Source organism: Mycobacterium sp. NS-7484 (assembly GCF_001953975.1).
GTDB lineage: Bacteria > Actinomycetota > Actinomycetes > Mycobacteriales > Mycobacteriaceae > Mycobacterium.
The window spans coordinates 118,013-132,822 of record NZ_MBEJ01000078.1 but is presented as its reverse complement, the minus strand read 5'-3'; the positions used below and the strand labels follow the sequence as shown (position 1 = coordinate 132,822).

The 14,810-nt window shown below is 62.1% G+C and carries 10 protein-coding genes and 1 pseudogene; 5 read left to right on the top strand and 6 right to left on the bottom strand.

Going from position 1 to position 14,810, the window contains the following annotated elements; all coding sequences use genetic code 11:
• Window positions 1-709 precede the first annotated feature (709 nt).
• The 3 genes from A5733_RS14280 to A5733_RS14270 all read right to left on the bottom strand — a co-directional run bounded on the left by A5733_RS14280 (window position 710) and on the right by A5733_RS14270 (window position 3,455).
• Window positions 710-1,165 carry a hypothetical protein gene (locus A5733_RS14280; RefSeq protein WP_083666201.1) on the bottom strand — a complete coding sequence of 152 codons (456 nt, stop codon included), beginning with the start codon at window positions 1,163-1,165 and terminating at the stop codon, window positions 710-712.
• A gap of 105 nt (window positions 1,166-1,270) precedes the next feature.
• Entirely contained in the window at window positions 1,271-3,100 is a 1,830-nt protein-coding gene (locus A5733_RS14275; protein WP_255376489.1) for an alpha/beta hydrolase, read from the bottom strand.
• A 55-nt stretch (window positions 3,101-3,155) separates the two neighbouring features.
• Window positions 3,156-3,455, bottom strand: coding sequence for a type VII secretion target (locus tag A5733_RS14270; RefSeq protein WP_076240585.1), 300 nt, complete (start codon window positions 3,453-3,455; stop codon window positions 3,156-3,158).
• A gap of 151 nt (window positions 3,456-3,606) precedes the next feature.
• On the opposite strand from A5733_RS14270, the pseudogene A5733_RS14260 reads away from it, so the two are divergent.
• Window positions 3,607-4,770: pseudogene (locus A5733_RS14260) on the top strand (IS3 family transposase).
• Window positions 4,771-5,120: 350 nt separating this feature from the next.
• On the opposite strand, the gene A5733_RS14255 reads toward A5733_RS14260, so the two are convergent.
• Complete coding sequence (locus tag A5733_RS14255) at window positions 5,121-5,828, bottom strand: hypothetical protein (RefSeq protein ID WP_142253994.1); 708 nt, start codon at window positions 5,826-5,828, stop codon at window positions 5,121-5,123.
• A gap of 349 nt (window positions 5,829-6,177) precedes the next feature.
• Window positions 6,178-7,254 (bottom strand): acyltransferase family protein, encoded by a 1,077-nt coding sequence (locus A5733_RS14250; protein WP_369830938.1) that lies wholly within the window; start codon window positions 7,252-7,254, stop codon window positions 6,178-6,180.
• A gap of 395 nt (window positions 7,255-7,649) precedes the next feature.
• Between A5733_RS14250 and A5733_RS27515 the strand changes: the two genes are divergently transcribed.
• From A5733_RS27515 to A5733_RS14235, 4 genes are all read left to right on the top strand, one after another.
• A complete protein-coding gene (locus A5733_RS27515) occupies window positions 7,650-7,808 on the top strand; it encodes a hypothetical protein (protein WP_158070610.1) in 159 nt (52 codons plus the stop codon).
• 124 nt (window positions 7,809-7,932) lie between these two features.
• On the top strand, window positions 7,933-8,352 hold the full coding sequence (locus A5733_RS14245; protein WP_067774455.1) for an MmpS family protein: 420 nt from the start codon (window positions 7,933-7,935) through the stop codon (window positions 8,350-8,352).
• A gap of 10 nt (window positions 8,353-8,362) precedes the next feature.
• Complete coding sequence (locus A5733_RS14240) at window positions 8,363-11,230, top strand: RND family transporter (RefSeq protein ID WP_067774457.1); 2,868 nt, start codon at window positions 8,363-8,365, stop codon at window positions 11,228-11,230.
• Between the two features lie 6 nt (window positions 11,231-11,236).
• The gene (locus tag A5733_RS14235; protein WP_067774463.1) at window positions 11,237-14,167 is read left to right on the top strand and encodes an RND family transporter; all 2,931 of its coding nucleotides are present in this window, start codon (window positions 11,237-11,239) and stop codon (window positions 14,165-14,167) included.
• A gap of 106 nt (window positions 14,168-14,273) precedes the next feature.
• Here A5733_RS14235 and A5733_RS14230 read toward each other — a convergent pair whose 3' ends face one another.
• The gene (locus A5733_RS14230) at window positions 14,274-14,609 is read right to left on the bottom strand and encodes a hemophore-related protein (RefSeq protein ID WP_067774465.1); all 336 of its coding nucleotides are present in this window, start codon (window positions 14,607-14,609) and stop codon (window positions 14,274-14,276) included.
• Window positions 14,610-14,810: the final 201 nt, after the last annotated feature.

The following is a 14,810-nucleotide window of genomic DNA, read 5'->3' as shown; positions in this document are numbered from 1 at the left end:
CAGGCAGACTCAACCTCGTAAACACCTGCTCACTTTTCAACCGGAGCAGGCTGCGCAGGATTCAACCGGAGCCGACAAACGGGCTGGGTTTCGCCTATTGGATTAGCGGGAGTGCGCCAGTGGTCGTCCATTGGCAGTTGGCTCAGAAGCGCTGGGCGCGGCATGTCGCGACGAGGAATCCGGCCCGACGGCGCTCCCTGCTGCGGTTGGTTGTCTGGATGCTCTGAGTTGGATTACGTGCGGTTAAAGGTGATGGTTGCGTGGACGACGAGCGATGCTGGAACCGTATGGGCTGAAATTACGTCTAATCGGTATGCGGTCGATCGAGGTGATTGATTCTGAGCTGCGTCTGCTCGCGTTGATCAGGACAGTTTGCCGACAGTACGGTGGATGTCTTCCAAGCATTGGCCGAGTGGATGAGTTATTGGACGAGCGGCTGACGAGTGAGAGGGCAGTCAGCCGGGTCAACGAAGCGCGCGATCACCGCTAGTGGGGCGCTTCGATGACCGCTCTTGTGTCTGGATGTAGCCACTGGCCGGCGCGCCATTCCCGGCAATGCTGTGAAGACGGTTTTTCACAGTCGACCGGGTCGACCTGACCCGCCGGTCATTTTGAGCAGAGCGCGAGGTAAGCCCCGCTGCGGCGGGCCATTCTGCTAGCGGCTCAGGTTTCAGCCACGGATCGAATGCCAGATGCATGCTCGGCGCGGCTAACCGGGGGTGAGGTCGTCCTTGATGTCCGTGGAGGTGAACGCTGTCCCGTCGTCCCGATGGTCGAAGGTGTCGCGGCATTCGGTGTAGACGTCGATCATCACGTGAGCCCGTGGCGGCTTGTCGCCTTTGGGCGGAGGTATCACCCAGACCCTCACATCTAGCCCGTCGCGCTTGAACGTCGCGGCGTGCGAGTGATAGTCGGGGTTAGTTTCCCAACCGTGCTGCCGTAATCGATCGAGCACGGAGTCGGTGGTGACTTCGCGGGACCGATCGGCCCCGGGCATCCACAGCTGCACATTCGAGTGGCCCTTGAACGGCGGTGTGCCGTTGATGCCGCAGGATTGATAATCGAACTTCGCTTCGGCCACTTCGCCGTCGAGATCGGAGGTGATCTGGCGTGATACGTCGACGACCTGGTGGCGCGCCTCCTCGGGGGAAATCGGATTCGCCACGATGTCAGAGCATCCCGCTATGGCCAGGGGCGCCAACAGTGCCCCTGCTAGTCGTGCCCATGCAAGTCTCAATGGTCATTGCCCCGTTTCTCTCGGTCGTCATGGTCACCGGCCCGTGTGGTGGTGGTCGTTGTTGGACCTGTGTAGCAGCTCCGGATCGATTCCCACTGATGGCGCGAAATCCGGCACCCAGGACGGGATAGGACTCGAGACGCGGTGGTCCGCGGTCATGCCGTGCTCTTCGAGCTGATCACCGTGGCCGGAGACGATGTCAGCGATGCTGTACAACGACTCGGATCCGTCCCTGAAGTAGGACGTGTGCTCGTCAAGCGGGTTGATGCTATGTTCAGCCACCTCGGCATGGAACCGGGTCGAGCCATACCCATCCATGGCGGGATCGTTGCCGAGGCCGGTTCCGGGAATGTTGAGGTGCTCACTACCCAGTCCCGTGACGAAATCAGTCGATGCCGCGCCCACGAATAAATGCCCCTCGGGCGGTAGGTGGAAATCAGCTGCAGATTGGGCCAGATCCGTTCCGGGACAGCCAACAAGAATGATGTCGTCGGCGCGCATCCCGTAGCCCGCGGCGGCGTCGGCAACGGTCGTCGATCCGTAGGAATGACCGATCACCGTGGTGTGTGCGGGTGGGAGGTCGCCGTTGTGTGTGACGGCCAGTGCGTTGACGTCGGGGGCCAGCAGCTCGGCGCCCGCGCGGGCCATGTACGGCTCGGTGACCCCGATGGCATTGGTGTCCAGGTCTGCATCCAGGTCAGGGGCGTTGTAGCCCATCCACTGCACAACAGCCGTTGAGCGGTTGGGATCCGCCAAGCTGGCCTCGGTGAAGACGCTGGCCCCGCTCCCGTCGGCCAGAGTCCCGGCCGCCACCGAAGTGGTCAGGCCGGACACCATCACTGTGGTGTTTGCTGCCTCGTCAGGATTGCCGATTGCGATCGCAGCAGCACCTTCACCGTCGAAGGCCTCGGGGTCATACTTCATCAGCAACAGCGGAGGCGTATTTCCCTCAGCATCCTTGGCCTTCTTCGCGTCTGCTTTCAAAGCCTCGTCAACTTTGACGGCGTTTTTGTAGCGGTCCATCGTCGGCCCGGTCAAGCCGTATTTTCCGGGGTGTGCCAGAACTTCTTGCTCGGTCACCCCGCGAGACTTGGCTATTTCCCTGGGCAGAGCCAGATCTCGCTCCCAGACGGCGCGATTGGCCTTGTCGCGATCGATGATGGGGACGCCGTTGAGGTTGCCCAGCTTCTCGGGCCAATCCTTGAGAAGTTGTTTCTTCTTCTCATCCGATAGCGAATCCCACCACTTGTTGACCTCTTCGGCGTTCTTGCCGACCGGGATTTCTGCGCCGGTGTCATACGGAGGTTTTTGGGGGAGATCGCCGGGTCCGAAGTTCTGCGGCGCCGAATCCAGCCCGCCGACGGCGGTGCGCAGATTCTGGCTGAGTTGGCGGTCGGTGGTGTCGAAACTCGCCAACTGTGTCTTGAGCCCGACCGAGTTGGTGGCGGCGAGCTGCCGAAGCTTCATGGCGTTCGCGGGACTCATCTTGGCGTACTGATCCAGCACGCTTCCGGGCCGGACCGATACCGTGCCATCGGGTGCGACCTGCCATCCTTGGGCCTTCAACTGGTCGACGGCCCCGAGCAGACTCGTGCGGGTTTGAGTCAGGGCAGCGCCGCCCTCTTGCATGACGGACTGAGCCCGGTTCAGAGCGTCGTGAATCTGTTGCATGCGCGCCAACGTGGGTTGCGCTTTCGCGATCGCGGCGTCGGACGCGGTGCCCTGCCAACCTGAGCGCAACCCGTCGATGTTGGCGCGCTGACTGTCGATCCGGGACGCCAAACCCATTGCCTTCTGGCCTAATTCTGTTGCAGAGGCGGTCAGTGTTTCGGGCTGCGATCCCTGTACCTGGGGAATCGTCACGGTCACGACGCGGGCCTCAGGACGGATGCAATCGGTCGCGGATTGGAGTTGGGATTCATTGGGAGAACCTGCGTAAGCGACGCCCGAACTCCTCGTCCATACGGCGGTAGTGATCGGCAGCGGTTGACAAGTTCTCGGAATGCTTCGTCAGGTCTTCGCGGACTGCATTCAGTGCTGTATCGACCATGGAGCTGGCGAACTGACACGCACCTTCGGTGAGCAGGCCAGACACCCCAGAGCCGGCAGTATTCAGCGATTGGCCGGCGTCCAAACCGGAAACGAACTCACCCACGTCAGACTGGACGCGCGCAGCACTGCGCAGCGACTCCGGATTGACACGCAACGCCCCCGCCATGCACAGAGTCTAAATCCACCAGCAACGCTTCGATCGCACTTCTTTCAGGAAGCCAACGAGGTCGCAGGCCGTATCGGGAGGGGGTCTGCTGCACGATCAGGTGACATCTGAGTTGGCTTGCCCGGGATGCGCGAGCTGGAAGGATGTCAGCGTGCCCAGGCCCTACCCCCGTGAGTTCCGCGACGACGTCGTGCGCGTTGCTCGCAACCGAGACGACGATGTGACGATCGAACAGATCGCCACCGATTTCGGCGTTCACCCGGTGACGCTACACAAGTGGATGCGCCAAGCCGATATCGACGAAGGCGCCAAGCCTGGCAAGAGCACCAGCGAGTCCGCTGAGTTGCGCGACGCGCGGCGCCGGATCAAATTGTTGGAGCAGGAGAATGACGTCCTGCCGGGCCACGGCCTATCTGTCGCAGGCCAACCTTCCGGGAAAGGCTCTACCCGCTCGTAAGTGAGCTCGCCGCCGACGTAATCCCCGTCGCGGTGACGTGCCGGGTACTCAAGCTCGCCCGCCAGCCCTATTACCGCTGGCGGGCCCATCCCCATAACCGACGCCGAACTCGTCGAGGCCTACCGCGCCAACGCCCTGTTCGACGCCCACAAGGACGACCCCGAGTTCGGGTACCGCTACCTGGTCGAAGAGGCCCGAGAGGCAGGCGAGTCGATGGCCGAGCGCACCGCCTGGCGAATCTGCTCGCACAATCGACTGTGGAGCGTATTCGGCAAGCGCAAGCGCGGCAAGAACGGCAAGGTTGGCCCGCCGGTACACGATGATCTTGTCGAGCGCGACTTCACCGCTGATGAACCAAATCAGTTGTGGCTGGCCGACATCACCCAGCATCGCACCGATGAAGGCAAGCTCTACCTCTGCGCGATCAAGGACGTATTCTCCAACCGCATCGTCGGGTACTCGATCGACTCCCGGATGAAGTCCCGGTTGGCCACCGCAGCGCTCGGTAGTGCGGTGGCACGCCGCGGTGATGTGGCGGGGTGCATTCTGCATTCTGATCGCGGATCTCAGTTCAGGTCAAGAAGATTCGTCCACGCACTCGGCCGCTACGAGATGCTCGGATCGATGGGCCGCGTCGGTGCGGCCGGCGACAATGCGGCCATGGAGAGCTTTTTCGCCCTGCTCCAAAAGAACGTGCTCGATCGCCGCCGATGGAGCACACGAGAAGAGTTGCGGATCGCCATCGTCACCTGGATCGAACGGACCTACCATCGCCACCGGCGCCAAGCCGGACTCGGGCGGTTGACCCCGATCGAATTCGAAGCCATCATGACCACACCGGCCAGTCAGGCCGCGTGACCGAAACCGTCACCTATTCGTGCAGCAGACCCAAGATCGAGTGAAACGTACAAATAGGGCTGCCCTGCCGCGCTTATCAGTAGTCTATTTGTGCGCAGGGTTTGACTTCCTGAACGCAAGCACCAGGCGGCACGGAGGAGCCAAGCGTGTGGTGGCCCGGTGCGCGCGAGATGGGATCGTTGCCTTGGCTCTTCGGGGCTTCTTACTGCGACCGACCGTGGCCAGTCGATGGTACTTGGCACCAGCGCGGAGAGTGTGAAGCCCCCTGGAATTGAAGTGCTCACCGTTGACGGTGAATGCGAGTTAGCGCCCTCCCCCGAAGCTGTTCTGGCGCCGATGTTCTCGAATGCTTATGACCGTTCCAGACCGAGTTTGTCGACTACGGCCCAAGGGTCTTTCACCTGGGGCGAGGTGGCGCCGTGCCCGCCGCCGATCCACCAGTAGTACTTGTCGAATGCGCGGAACAGCGCACGCGGCTCCTGATCGCCCATCCATGCGGGGTTTGCGACGGTTACGTTTCGCGCCGCTCGGAATATTTCGTGAGCGACGCGCGCGTATGTCTCCTCGGGGCGGTCGCCGGGCTCAGCAATCCCCAGATGCGATCGGACGAAGCTGTCGTATACCGGGATACGCCACGGCGACAGCAGGTGGAGGACCTTGGAGGCGAGTGAATATTCGCGTCGTGGAGCGCCGAACGCTCTGCTCTGCTCAACAAGGGCGATGACCCGTTGGACCGCATTGGCTTCGCCGTCGACTGGCGGCGTGTCAACGGGTTCGAACAGCTCCGGTGACCACTCGAGTGTGACGAGCGCTCGTGCCATCGCAGGCCCGGTTTCTCGGCTAGCGCCCTGTACGGACCACCAGCTCCTGATAGTCCACACGAGCTCCTTGAGAATCGGTGAGCCGCCATCACCGTGGAGCAACGAAGTTCGAGAGTTCGTTGACAGGCACCACAGGGCGCTTTCCATTTCGCCGTAGAGCTCGTCGAACTTGCCTACTGCTTCGGCCAATTCGTCGTCGGAAGCTTCGTCAGGCCTATGGTTCATATCAATCCCCATCGTTCCAGCGCTTAAAGCCAGCCGCGTGAAGCGTTGTGCCCACCATAGGCGGCAAGCACCACAGTGCACATGAAGTTTTGGGGCCCGACGGTACGGTCCCGCGAAAACGGGGTTCAGAACAGGGCCGCTGGCGTGTGAGGGGAACGGGTTCGCGGTCCGGCGGTTTGGGCCCGGCGTCTCGTTACCCGGCGTCTCGTTACCCGGCGTGTGGATTCTTCATCGCCATGGTCAGACGCGATAGACCGGGACGACCGATGGAAAGCGGCGGTCTTTGCGTTGTTTTTCGAGGTGTCCACCGTCACTGATCACCGCGAGATGAGCCGAGACCTGCTTCGAACCACTGGTAACCTCAGTGCCCCTGGGCTTTTAAGTCAACCTCGCCGTTGGAACTCTCCCCGAGGTACTGCGTCTCGGGTTCTGCGCGTCGTTGCAGGCGCCGTTTGAGTCGCATGGCGCGTTTCTCGACCAGGAACCAACTCGCCGCGGCCAGCGGGATGGTGGCCGCGGTGGCGACGAGGAAGAACACTCCGGCCGGCAGCCGGTCCAGGCCGATGATCGCCATCAGCTGTTGCATCGGCCACCCGTAGATGTACACGCCGTAGGAAATGTCGTTGTGCAACTGCAGCCGGGGATGCTTCACGAGCGCGCCCGACACCATGACGGCATACGCCAACGGCAATGCCGCGTACACCCGGTAATTCGGTAAGAACCCTGCGGCCACAACAAGACCCACGCACAACCCGACCAGCCACCAGTTGGCCGGCAGCTTGTCACGGAACTGGTACAGGAGTGCGCCGGCCGAGAACACCAACGCGAAACGGGTCACCATCTGCGGGATGGTCTGGAAATCCTGTGTCGGATATCCGGCCAGGGCGGCACCGACGAGCGAGATGACGAAAGCCGTCGGGATCAGCCACCGCTTCTTCATCAGTCCGGTGACGCCCAGTACGGCGACAGCGGCATAACACATCAACTCGAAGATCAACGTCCACAGCGTGCCGTCCCAGACACCCGGCCACGGAACATCTTTCGGAGTGCCGTCGATCCCCACATAGAAGACGTTGAGCAAGCCATTGTTGACGGCCCATAAAATCTGCGAGGAGAACTTCAGTGGTTCACCGTGTTGCAAGAGCACGCCGACGGGGGCGATGACGAATGCCACCACGAGTACGCAGACCCACAGACCCGGAAGTATTCGCAGCAGTCGGGCGGCAAGATAATCGCGAAGATGCGGGTGACGCATCCAACTCGAGGTAATCAGAAACCCCGAAATCACGAAGAACCCGTCCACCCACACTTCGGTGAACAATTGGGCGAAGGGCCCGGTGATGTCACGGCCGGTGAGTGGCCAGGAGTGTTGCAGCACCACCATGGACGCGAAGATGAGTCGCCAGAAGTTCAGCGCATTGCACCGAGGGTCGTACACCGATGCGATTGTGCGGTTGCTGCGCAGTCCTTCCATGATCAATGAGAATGTCACGGCAAGTGGTATGGCCCTTCGCATTTCCCAGAAATTGCTTTCCGGCGGGCTTGCCGGCGTCGGGTCCGTCGGCGCCCCGTCACCCACTCAGCCGTCGGCTCCTGCGGTGGCGCGAACAGCGGTCGGCGCCACCCGAGGTGGCCGGTGGACAGCCCCCGAAGGGGCCCTCGCGACGGCTTCGGCGATACCGATCAGTTTTCCCATAGATCTCTTAAGTCCCGATGGTCCCGCCTCTCCCCCGCTCGTCGGCACCCCGGAACCTCGATCACAGCAACAACCCGAGGCGGGCCCAAAAGTTCGCCAGAAAGCGGTGATCCCGCGTAATCCGCAGGCTGAGCCTGTTGACGGAATCGACCAAAATTTTTGCCGAAAACGCACCGCCGTTATTCAAGGAAATCGGCGGTGACTTTGAATTGAATTTCGATGCCAAATTTACGGTCGCGCCGATCTGTCATCGGCGTTCTGTTCGCATATCGCCGCCGGGCAACGGCCTGATATGACGGAGAAGGCCATGGTTTACTCTTCAACGAACCTAGGGTGCGCCCCCCTCAGGTCGTGCGTTATGCCACAGCGCACGTGCCGGGCGTGGGGGGATAGTGGAGGAGATCTACGATTTTTAAGCTATTGCAGCGGTTGTGGATTCCGTTACTAGCGATTGTGGTGATTGCCGCGGCCGGATTCACCGTCTCGCGACTGCACAACATCTTCGGCTCCGACAAACGCCCCACCTACGCTGACACCAAGGTTGCTGACTCGAAACCATTCAACCCCAAGAAGTTGACATATGAGGTTTACGGCGCGCCGGGAACTGTGGCCAGTATCAGTTATTTCGACGTGGACGCCGAACCGCAGTTCGTGAAGAACGTCAGCCTGCCCTGGACGCTGGAATTCGATATCGGCAAGACCACCGCGGTGGGCAGCATCATGGCGCAAGGTGACAGCAATTCGATCGGGTGTCGCATCACCGTCGACGGCGAGGTGAAGGCGGAAAAGACCTCGAATCAGGTGAACGCCTTCACTTCGTGCCTCCTGAAGGCTGCGTGAGCGGGAAACCATGGAAAACGAAACGCACCGCAAGTCACGAATGGCGTCGTTCATTCGCAGTTTCTCCCCACTGATCATCTTGGGGTGGGTGGCCATCACGGTGGTCATGACGGTGGCGATCCCGCCGCTGGAAGTGGTCGAGCGGGACCATTCGGTGTCGCTGAGCCCTGCGGATGCGCCGGCGGTCAAGGCGATGACGCGCATGGGCGAGTTGTTCCAGGAGTCCAACTCCAGCAGTGTCGCGGTGATCGTCCTGGAGGGGCAGGAGCCGCTGGGTGACGCGGCGCATGCCTACTACGACGAGCTGATTCGCCAGCTCAAGGCCGATACCGCCCATGTCCAGCACATCCAGGATTTCTGGGGCGATCCGCTGACCGCCGGCGCCGCCCAGAGCGCCGACGGCAAAGCCGCCTACGTGCAGCTCAACCTGGTGGGCCGGTTCGGCCAGGCCGAGGCCAACGAAGCGGTCAAGGCCGTTCAGGACGTCGTCAAGAACACCAAGGCACCCGAGGGCGTCGAAACCTTCGTCACCGGGCCGGCGGCCATCGTCGCCGACATGGGCCAGAGCGGCAATAACACGGTCATCCTGATCACGCTGGTCAGCATCGGCGTCATCTTCCTGATGCTGCTCATGTTGTACCGCTCGATCATCGTCGTCATCATCCTGTTGCTGACCGTCGGCATCGAGCTGCAGGTCGCCCGCGGCCTGGTGGCCTTCCTCGGCATGCACGGCTGGGTCGGTCTGACCACCTACGTGGTGAACCTGCTGGTCTCCGTCGGCATCGCGGCCGGAACCGACTACGCCATCTTCTTCACCGGGCGCTATCAGGAGGCCAGGCAGGTCGGCGAGGACCGCGAGCAGGCCTATTACACCGCCTATCGCAGTGTGGCCAAGGTGGTGTTGGCTTCCGGTCTGACCATCGCGGGTGCGATCGCCTGCCTCAGCTTCACCCGCCTCCCCTACTTCCAGCCCCTCGGGGTTCCCGGCGCGGTCGGCATCATCACCGCCGTGGCGGTGGCGCTGACGCTGGTGCCCGCCGCGATCGCCCTCGGCAGCCGGGTCGGCCTGTTCGATCCGAAACGGCCGGTGATCACCCGGCGTTGGCGGCGTATCGGGACGGCGATCGTGCGGTGGCCGGCCCCCATTCTGTTGGCCACGTTGTCCATTGCCTTGATCGGTCTGTTGACGCTGCCTGGGTACAACCCCAGCTACACCGACCAGAAATACATTCCGCAGGACATTCCGGCCAACCAAGGTTTCGCGGCGGCGGCCCGGCATTTCCCGGAATCCAAAATGGCCACACCCGATCTGTTGGTGGTCGAAGCCGACCACGATATGCGCAATTCAACCGACCTGCTGGTGCTGAACAAATTGGCCAAAGCGGTCTTCGCGGTGCCCGGTATCGCGAACGTGCAGTCCATCACGCGGCCCGAGGGCACGCAGATCGAACATTCCTCGATCCCGTTCATGCTGAGCATGTCCAACGCCAGTCAGCGGTTGAGCCTGCCATTCCAGCGTGAGCGTATGGAAGATCTGCTCGAGCAGGCCGACGATATGTCCACCACTATCGCCCTCATGCAGCGCATGTACGAATTGATGAAGGAGATGGTCGATACCACCCACGGCATGGTCGGCACCACGCATGAACTGCAGGATGACGTCAAAGAACTGCGCGATCACATGGCGGATTTCGAGGACTTCTGGCGTCCGCTCAAGAATTACCTGTATTGGGAACCGCACTGCTACAACATTCCGCTGTGCTGGTCCATCAGGGCCATTTTCGACGGGCTTGACGGTATCGATGAAGTGACCGACAAAATGGGCGGTCTCGTCGAGCAGCTCGATAAGTTGGACGTGCTCATGCCGCAGATGCTGGTGCAGTTCCCGACCATGATCGCGACCATGCAGAGCACCCGCACCATGATGCTGACGATGCACAGCACCATGTCCGGCATCTTCGCCCAGATGGATGACTCGAACGACAACGCGACGGCCATGGGTAAGGCGTTCGACGCATCCAACAACGACGATTCCTTCTACCTGCCGCCGGATGTGCTGGAGAACAAGGACTTCCAGCGGATCATGAAGATCTTCATGTCGCCGGACGGCAAGGCGGCCCGCATGCTGATCACCCAACGCGGTGATCCGGCGACGCCCGAAGGCATTTCGCGCGTCGAACCGATCCGGATCGCAGCCGAGGAGGCGCTCAAGGGCACACCGCTGGAAAGCTCCAAGCTGTATCTGGCCGGCACCGCGGCCGGAGTGAAGGACCTCGTCGACGGCTCCAAGATCGACCTGATGATCGCCGGAGTGTCGGCCTTGGCACTGATCTTCCTGATCATGGTGCTGATGACCCGCAGCTTCGTCGCTGCCCTGGTGATCGTGGGGACGGTGGCGATGTCACTGGGCGCATCCTTCGGTCTGTCCGTGCTGGTCTGGCAGTACTTCCTGGGGCTGCAGATTCACTGGGTGGTGCTGGCCATGTCGGTGATCGTCCTGCTGGCGGTCGGTTCGGACTACAACCTGCTGCTCGTCTCCCGGATGAAGGAGGAGATCCACGCGGGTATTCACACCGGCATCATTCGAGCGATGGCGGGCACCGGCAAGGTGGTGACGGCCGCGGGCCTGGTGTTCGCCGCCACCATGGCATCGATGATCGTCAGCGATCTGCTGACCATCGGTCAGGTGGGCACCACCATCGGTCTTGGCCTGCTCTTCGACACCCTCGTGGTGCGCGCGTTCATGACTCCGTCGATCGCCGCGCTGCTGGGCCGCTGGTTCTGGTGGCCACAGCAGGTGCGCCCGCGTCCCGCCAGCGCCATGCTGCGGCCGACCGGACCGCGGCCGCTGGTGCGCTCGCTGCTGCTGAGGGATTAGCGCCGGATGAGCGAGCAACCTCGGCCGCCCTTCATCGCGCGGACAATTCGCTGGCTTTCGCCGGTCATCATCCTGGCGTGGCTGGTCCTGATCGTGGTCCTCACCCTGGCATCGGTTGGCGGGCAATGGAAGTCGGTGATCCCCGCGCTCGAGCACGTGGCGGAGCAGAACGCGGTGTCGCTGATGCCCAAGGACGCTCCCTCGGCTCAGGCGATGAAACGCATCGGGCACAACTTCGAAGAGTCCGATTCGGACAGCTTCGCGATGATCGTGCTGGAAGGCGACCAACCGCTCGGTGACGACGCGCACCAGTACTACACCAAACTGATCGCCGAGTTGCGCGCCGATCCCGAACACGTTGAGCACGTGCAGGATCTGTGGGGCGATCGCCTCACCGCGTCCAGCGTCCAGAGCCCCGACGGCAAGGCCACCTACGTCCAGCTGAATCTCGCCGGCGACCAGGGCACCCCCCTCGGTGACGAATCGGTGGCCGCCGTGCGCGGTATCGTCGACGGGCTGACCCCGCCGCCCGGCGTCAAGACCTATGTAACCGGTTCGGCGCCACTGGTTTCCGATATGCAACACAGCGGCAACCGGTCGATCCTGAAGATCACCGCCGTCACCGTGGTGATCATCTTCCTGCTGCTGTTCATGGTCTACCGGTCGATCATCACGGTGATCCTGCTGCTGGTCATGGTGGGCTTCGAACTGGCGGCGGCCCGCGCCGTGGTGGCATTTCTCGGTGCCAACCAGGTGTTCGTGCTGTCCACGTTCGCGGTCAACATGCTGGTGTTCCTGGCGATAGCGGCCGGAACCGACTACGGCATCTTCTTTTTCGGTCGATATCAGGAGGCCCGCCAAAACGGCGAGGACCGGGTGCAGGCGTACTACAGCATGTATCGGGGCGTGGCCCCGGTGGTTCTGGCTTCCGGGCTGACCATCGCCGGCGCGATCCTGTGTCTGACGTTCACCCGGTTGCCCTACTTCCACACTATGGGTATCCCCTGCGCTATCGGCATGTTCGTCGCGGTTGCCGTTGCGGTGACGCTGGTTCCGGCCGGTGTCGTGGTGGCCAGCCGGTTCGGATTGCTCGATCCCAAGCGCGTGATGCGGACCGGGCGGTGGCGTGGCATCGGCACCGCCGTCGTGCGCTGGCCGGGGCCGATCCTCGTCGCGTCGCTGGCCGTGGCGCTGGTCGGGCTGCTGGCCCTGCCCGGTTACAAGACCAGCTACAACGACCGGCTGTACATCCCTGGCGACATCCCGGCCAACATGGGGTTCGCCGCGGCCGAACGGCACTTCTCCCAGTCCCGGATCACCCCGGAGATCCTGATGGTCGAGGCCGACCATGATCTGCGGAACCCGACGGACTTCATCACGCTCAACAAGTTGGCCAAGGCAATCTTCAAGGTGCGCGGGGTTTCTCGGGTTCAGGGCATCACCCGGCCCGAGGGCACCCCGATCGACCACACCTCGATCCCGTTCATGCTCAGCCTGCAGAGTGCCGGGCAGGTCCAGGCCACCGAGTTCCAGCGCGCCCGCATCGACGACATGCTCAAGCAGGCCGCCGACATGCAGGTGATGATCGACTCGATGGAGCACACCTTCAAGGTGATGACCGAGCTGGCCGCGACGACCCACGACATGGTCGAGCGGACGCACGAGATGCAAGAGGTCACCAAGGAACTACGGGGCAGTATCTCGATTTTCGACGACATGTTCCGTCCGGTCCGCAATTACTTCTATTGGGAACCGCACTGCTTCAACATCCCGATCTGCTGGTCGATCCGGTCGATCTTCGATGCGATGGACGGCGTGGACAAACTCGACGACACGCTGGAGGTCCTGGTCAAGGACATGGACAAGCTGGACGCGATCATGCCCCAGTTGCTGGTCCAGTTCCCCAAGATGATCGCGCTCATGAAGAAGATGCGCGTGATGTCGCTGACCACACACACCACGATGTCGGGTCTGATGGCTCAGATGGACGAGACCACCAAGGACGTCAGCGCCATGGGACAGGCGTTCGACGCGGCCAAGAACGATGATTCATTCTTCCTGCCGCCAGAGGTCTTCGACAATCCGGACTTCAAGAAGGCGATGAACTCCTTCATCTCGCCGGACGGAAAGTCGGTGCGGTACATCATCTCCCACAGTGGCGACCCGCAATCACCAGAGGGGATTCAACGGATCGATCAGATCCGGACGGCGGCCGAGGAATCGCTCAAGGGCACTCCGCTGGTGAACGGCAAGATCTTCATCGCCGGTGGTGCGGCGACGGCGAAAGACTGGCAGGAGGGTTCGAAGTACGACCTCTGGATTGCCGGGATCGCCGCGATCTGCCTGGTCTTCCTCATCATGTTGATGATCACCCGCAGCTTCATCGCGGCGCTGTCGATCGTCGGCACGGTGGTGTTGTCGCTGGGCGCCTCGTTCGGGCTGTCGGTGTTGTTGTGGCAGTACATCCTTGGCATTTCTCTGCACTGGATGGTGCTGGCGATGTCGGTGATCATCCTGTTGGCGGTCGGATCGGACTACAACCTGCTCCTGGTGTCCCGGATGAAGGAAGAGATCGGAGCCGGCATCAACACCGGCATCATCCGCGCCATGGGCGGCACCGGCAAGGTGGTGACGTCGGCCGGTTTCGTGTTCGCGTGCACCATGGCCGCGATGGCGGTCAGCGATTTGCGCATCATCGGCCAGATCGGTACCACGATCGGTTTGGGTCTGCTGTTCGACACGATGATCGTCCGGTCCTTCATGACCCCGTCCCTGGCGGCACTGCTGGGTCGGTGGTTCTGGTGGCCGCAACGGGTGCGTCCGCGTCCGGCCAGTACCTTGCTTCGCCCCTACGGCCCGCGTCCGCTGGTCCGCTCCCTGCTCGGCGAGCCGCATCTCGACTCGGCGACCACGCAGCCGATCAAGAGGATCGAATAGCGGGACATCGACCTGGTGTCGAACGATTTCTACCCCTGGGTGTTTCGTGGCGAGTGCCACGACCCAGGGGTAGAAAGCTGCGGCGGTCGACCGCCAGATCAATCGATCAGTACTTGGTGCAACTGGTCAGCATCTGGGTGAAGACCGGCAGGGCCTGATCGACGCCGGGGTTGCCCTTGATCTTGTTCAGCAGGTTCACCCTCTCATCGCGAGGCGAGCTCAAGAACACCCGGAGGAACTGCTGGTTCGGTGGGGATTGGTCCAGATACTGTGCGGCCATGGGATTTTCGGTATGCACGGCCTTCATCGCCTGGTCATAGGTACACGTCGAGTCCACCATGGGACCGAGGTCGGGCTCTGCAGAGGCCAGGCCGGCTCCGGCGGACAACGCCATGGCCACCCCGGCCGCGGTGACGGCGAGTTTGGTGTACGGAAGCTTCATGTTTCCCTCCTGGTGATGCCCACTCGGATGTATGCAGTTGAGAGCTCGGCGGGTCTGGGTCGACGCTGGGTTAGCCACGCAGGCCCAGACTCAAACCTTATGCCGGTCTACCACACTTATCCGCCGCGTATTGCCTGGTGTTACAGGCCAATTCGCTGACGTCGGTACCTCACCTTTCCCGCAACTGCAGTTTGCTGACAA

Coding starts and splice junctions, on each gene's coding strand:
- A5733_RS14230 (WP_067774465.1), bottom strand. CDS start 14,609: ATGAAGCTTCCGTACACCAAACTCGCCGTCACCGCGGCCGGGGTGGCC.
- A5733_RS14240 (WP_067774457.1), top strand. CDS start 8,363: ATGGAAAACGAAACGCACCGCAAGTCACGAATGGCGTCGTTCATTCGC.
- A5733_RS14270 (WP_076240585.1), bottom strand. CDS start 3,455: ATGGCGGGGGCGTTGCGTGTCAATCCGGAGTCGCTGCGCAGTGCTGCG.
- A5733_RS14235 (WP_067774463.1), top strand. CDS start 11,237: ATGAGCGAGCAACCTCGGCCGCCCTTCATCGCGCGGACAATTCGCTGG.
- A5733_RS14255 (WP_142253994.1), bottom strand. CDS start 5,828: ATGGGGATTGATATGAACCATAGGCCTGACGAAGCTTCCGACGACGAA.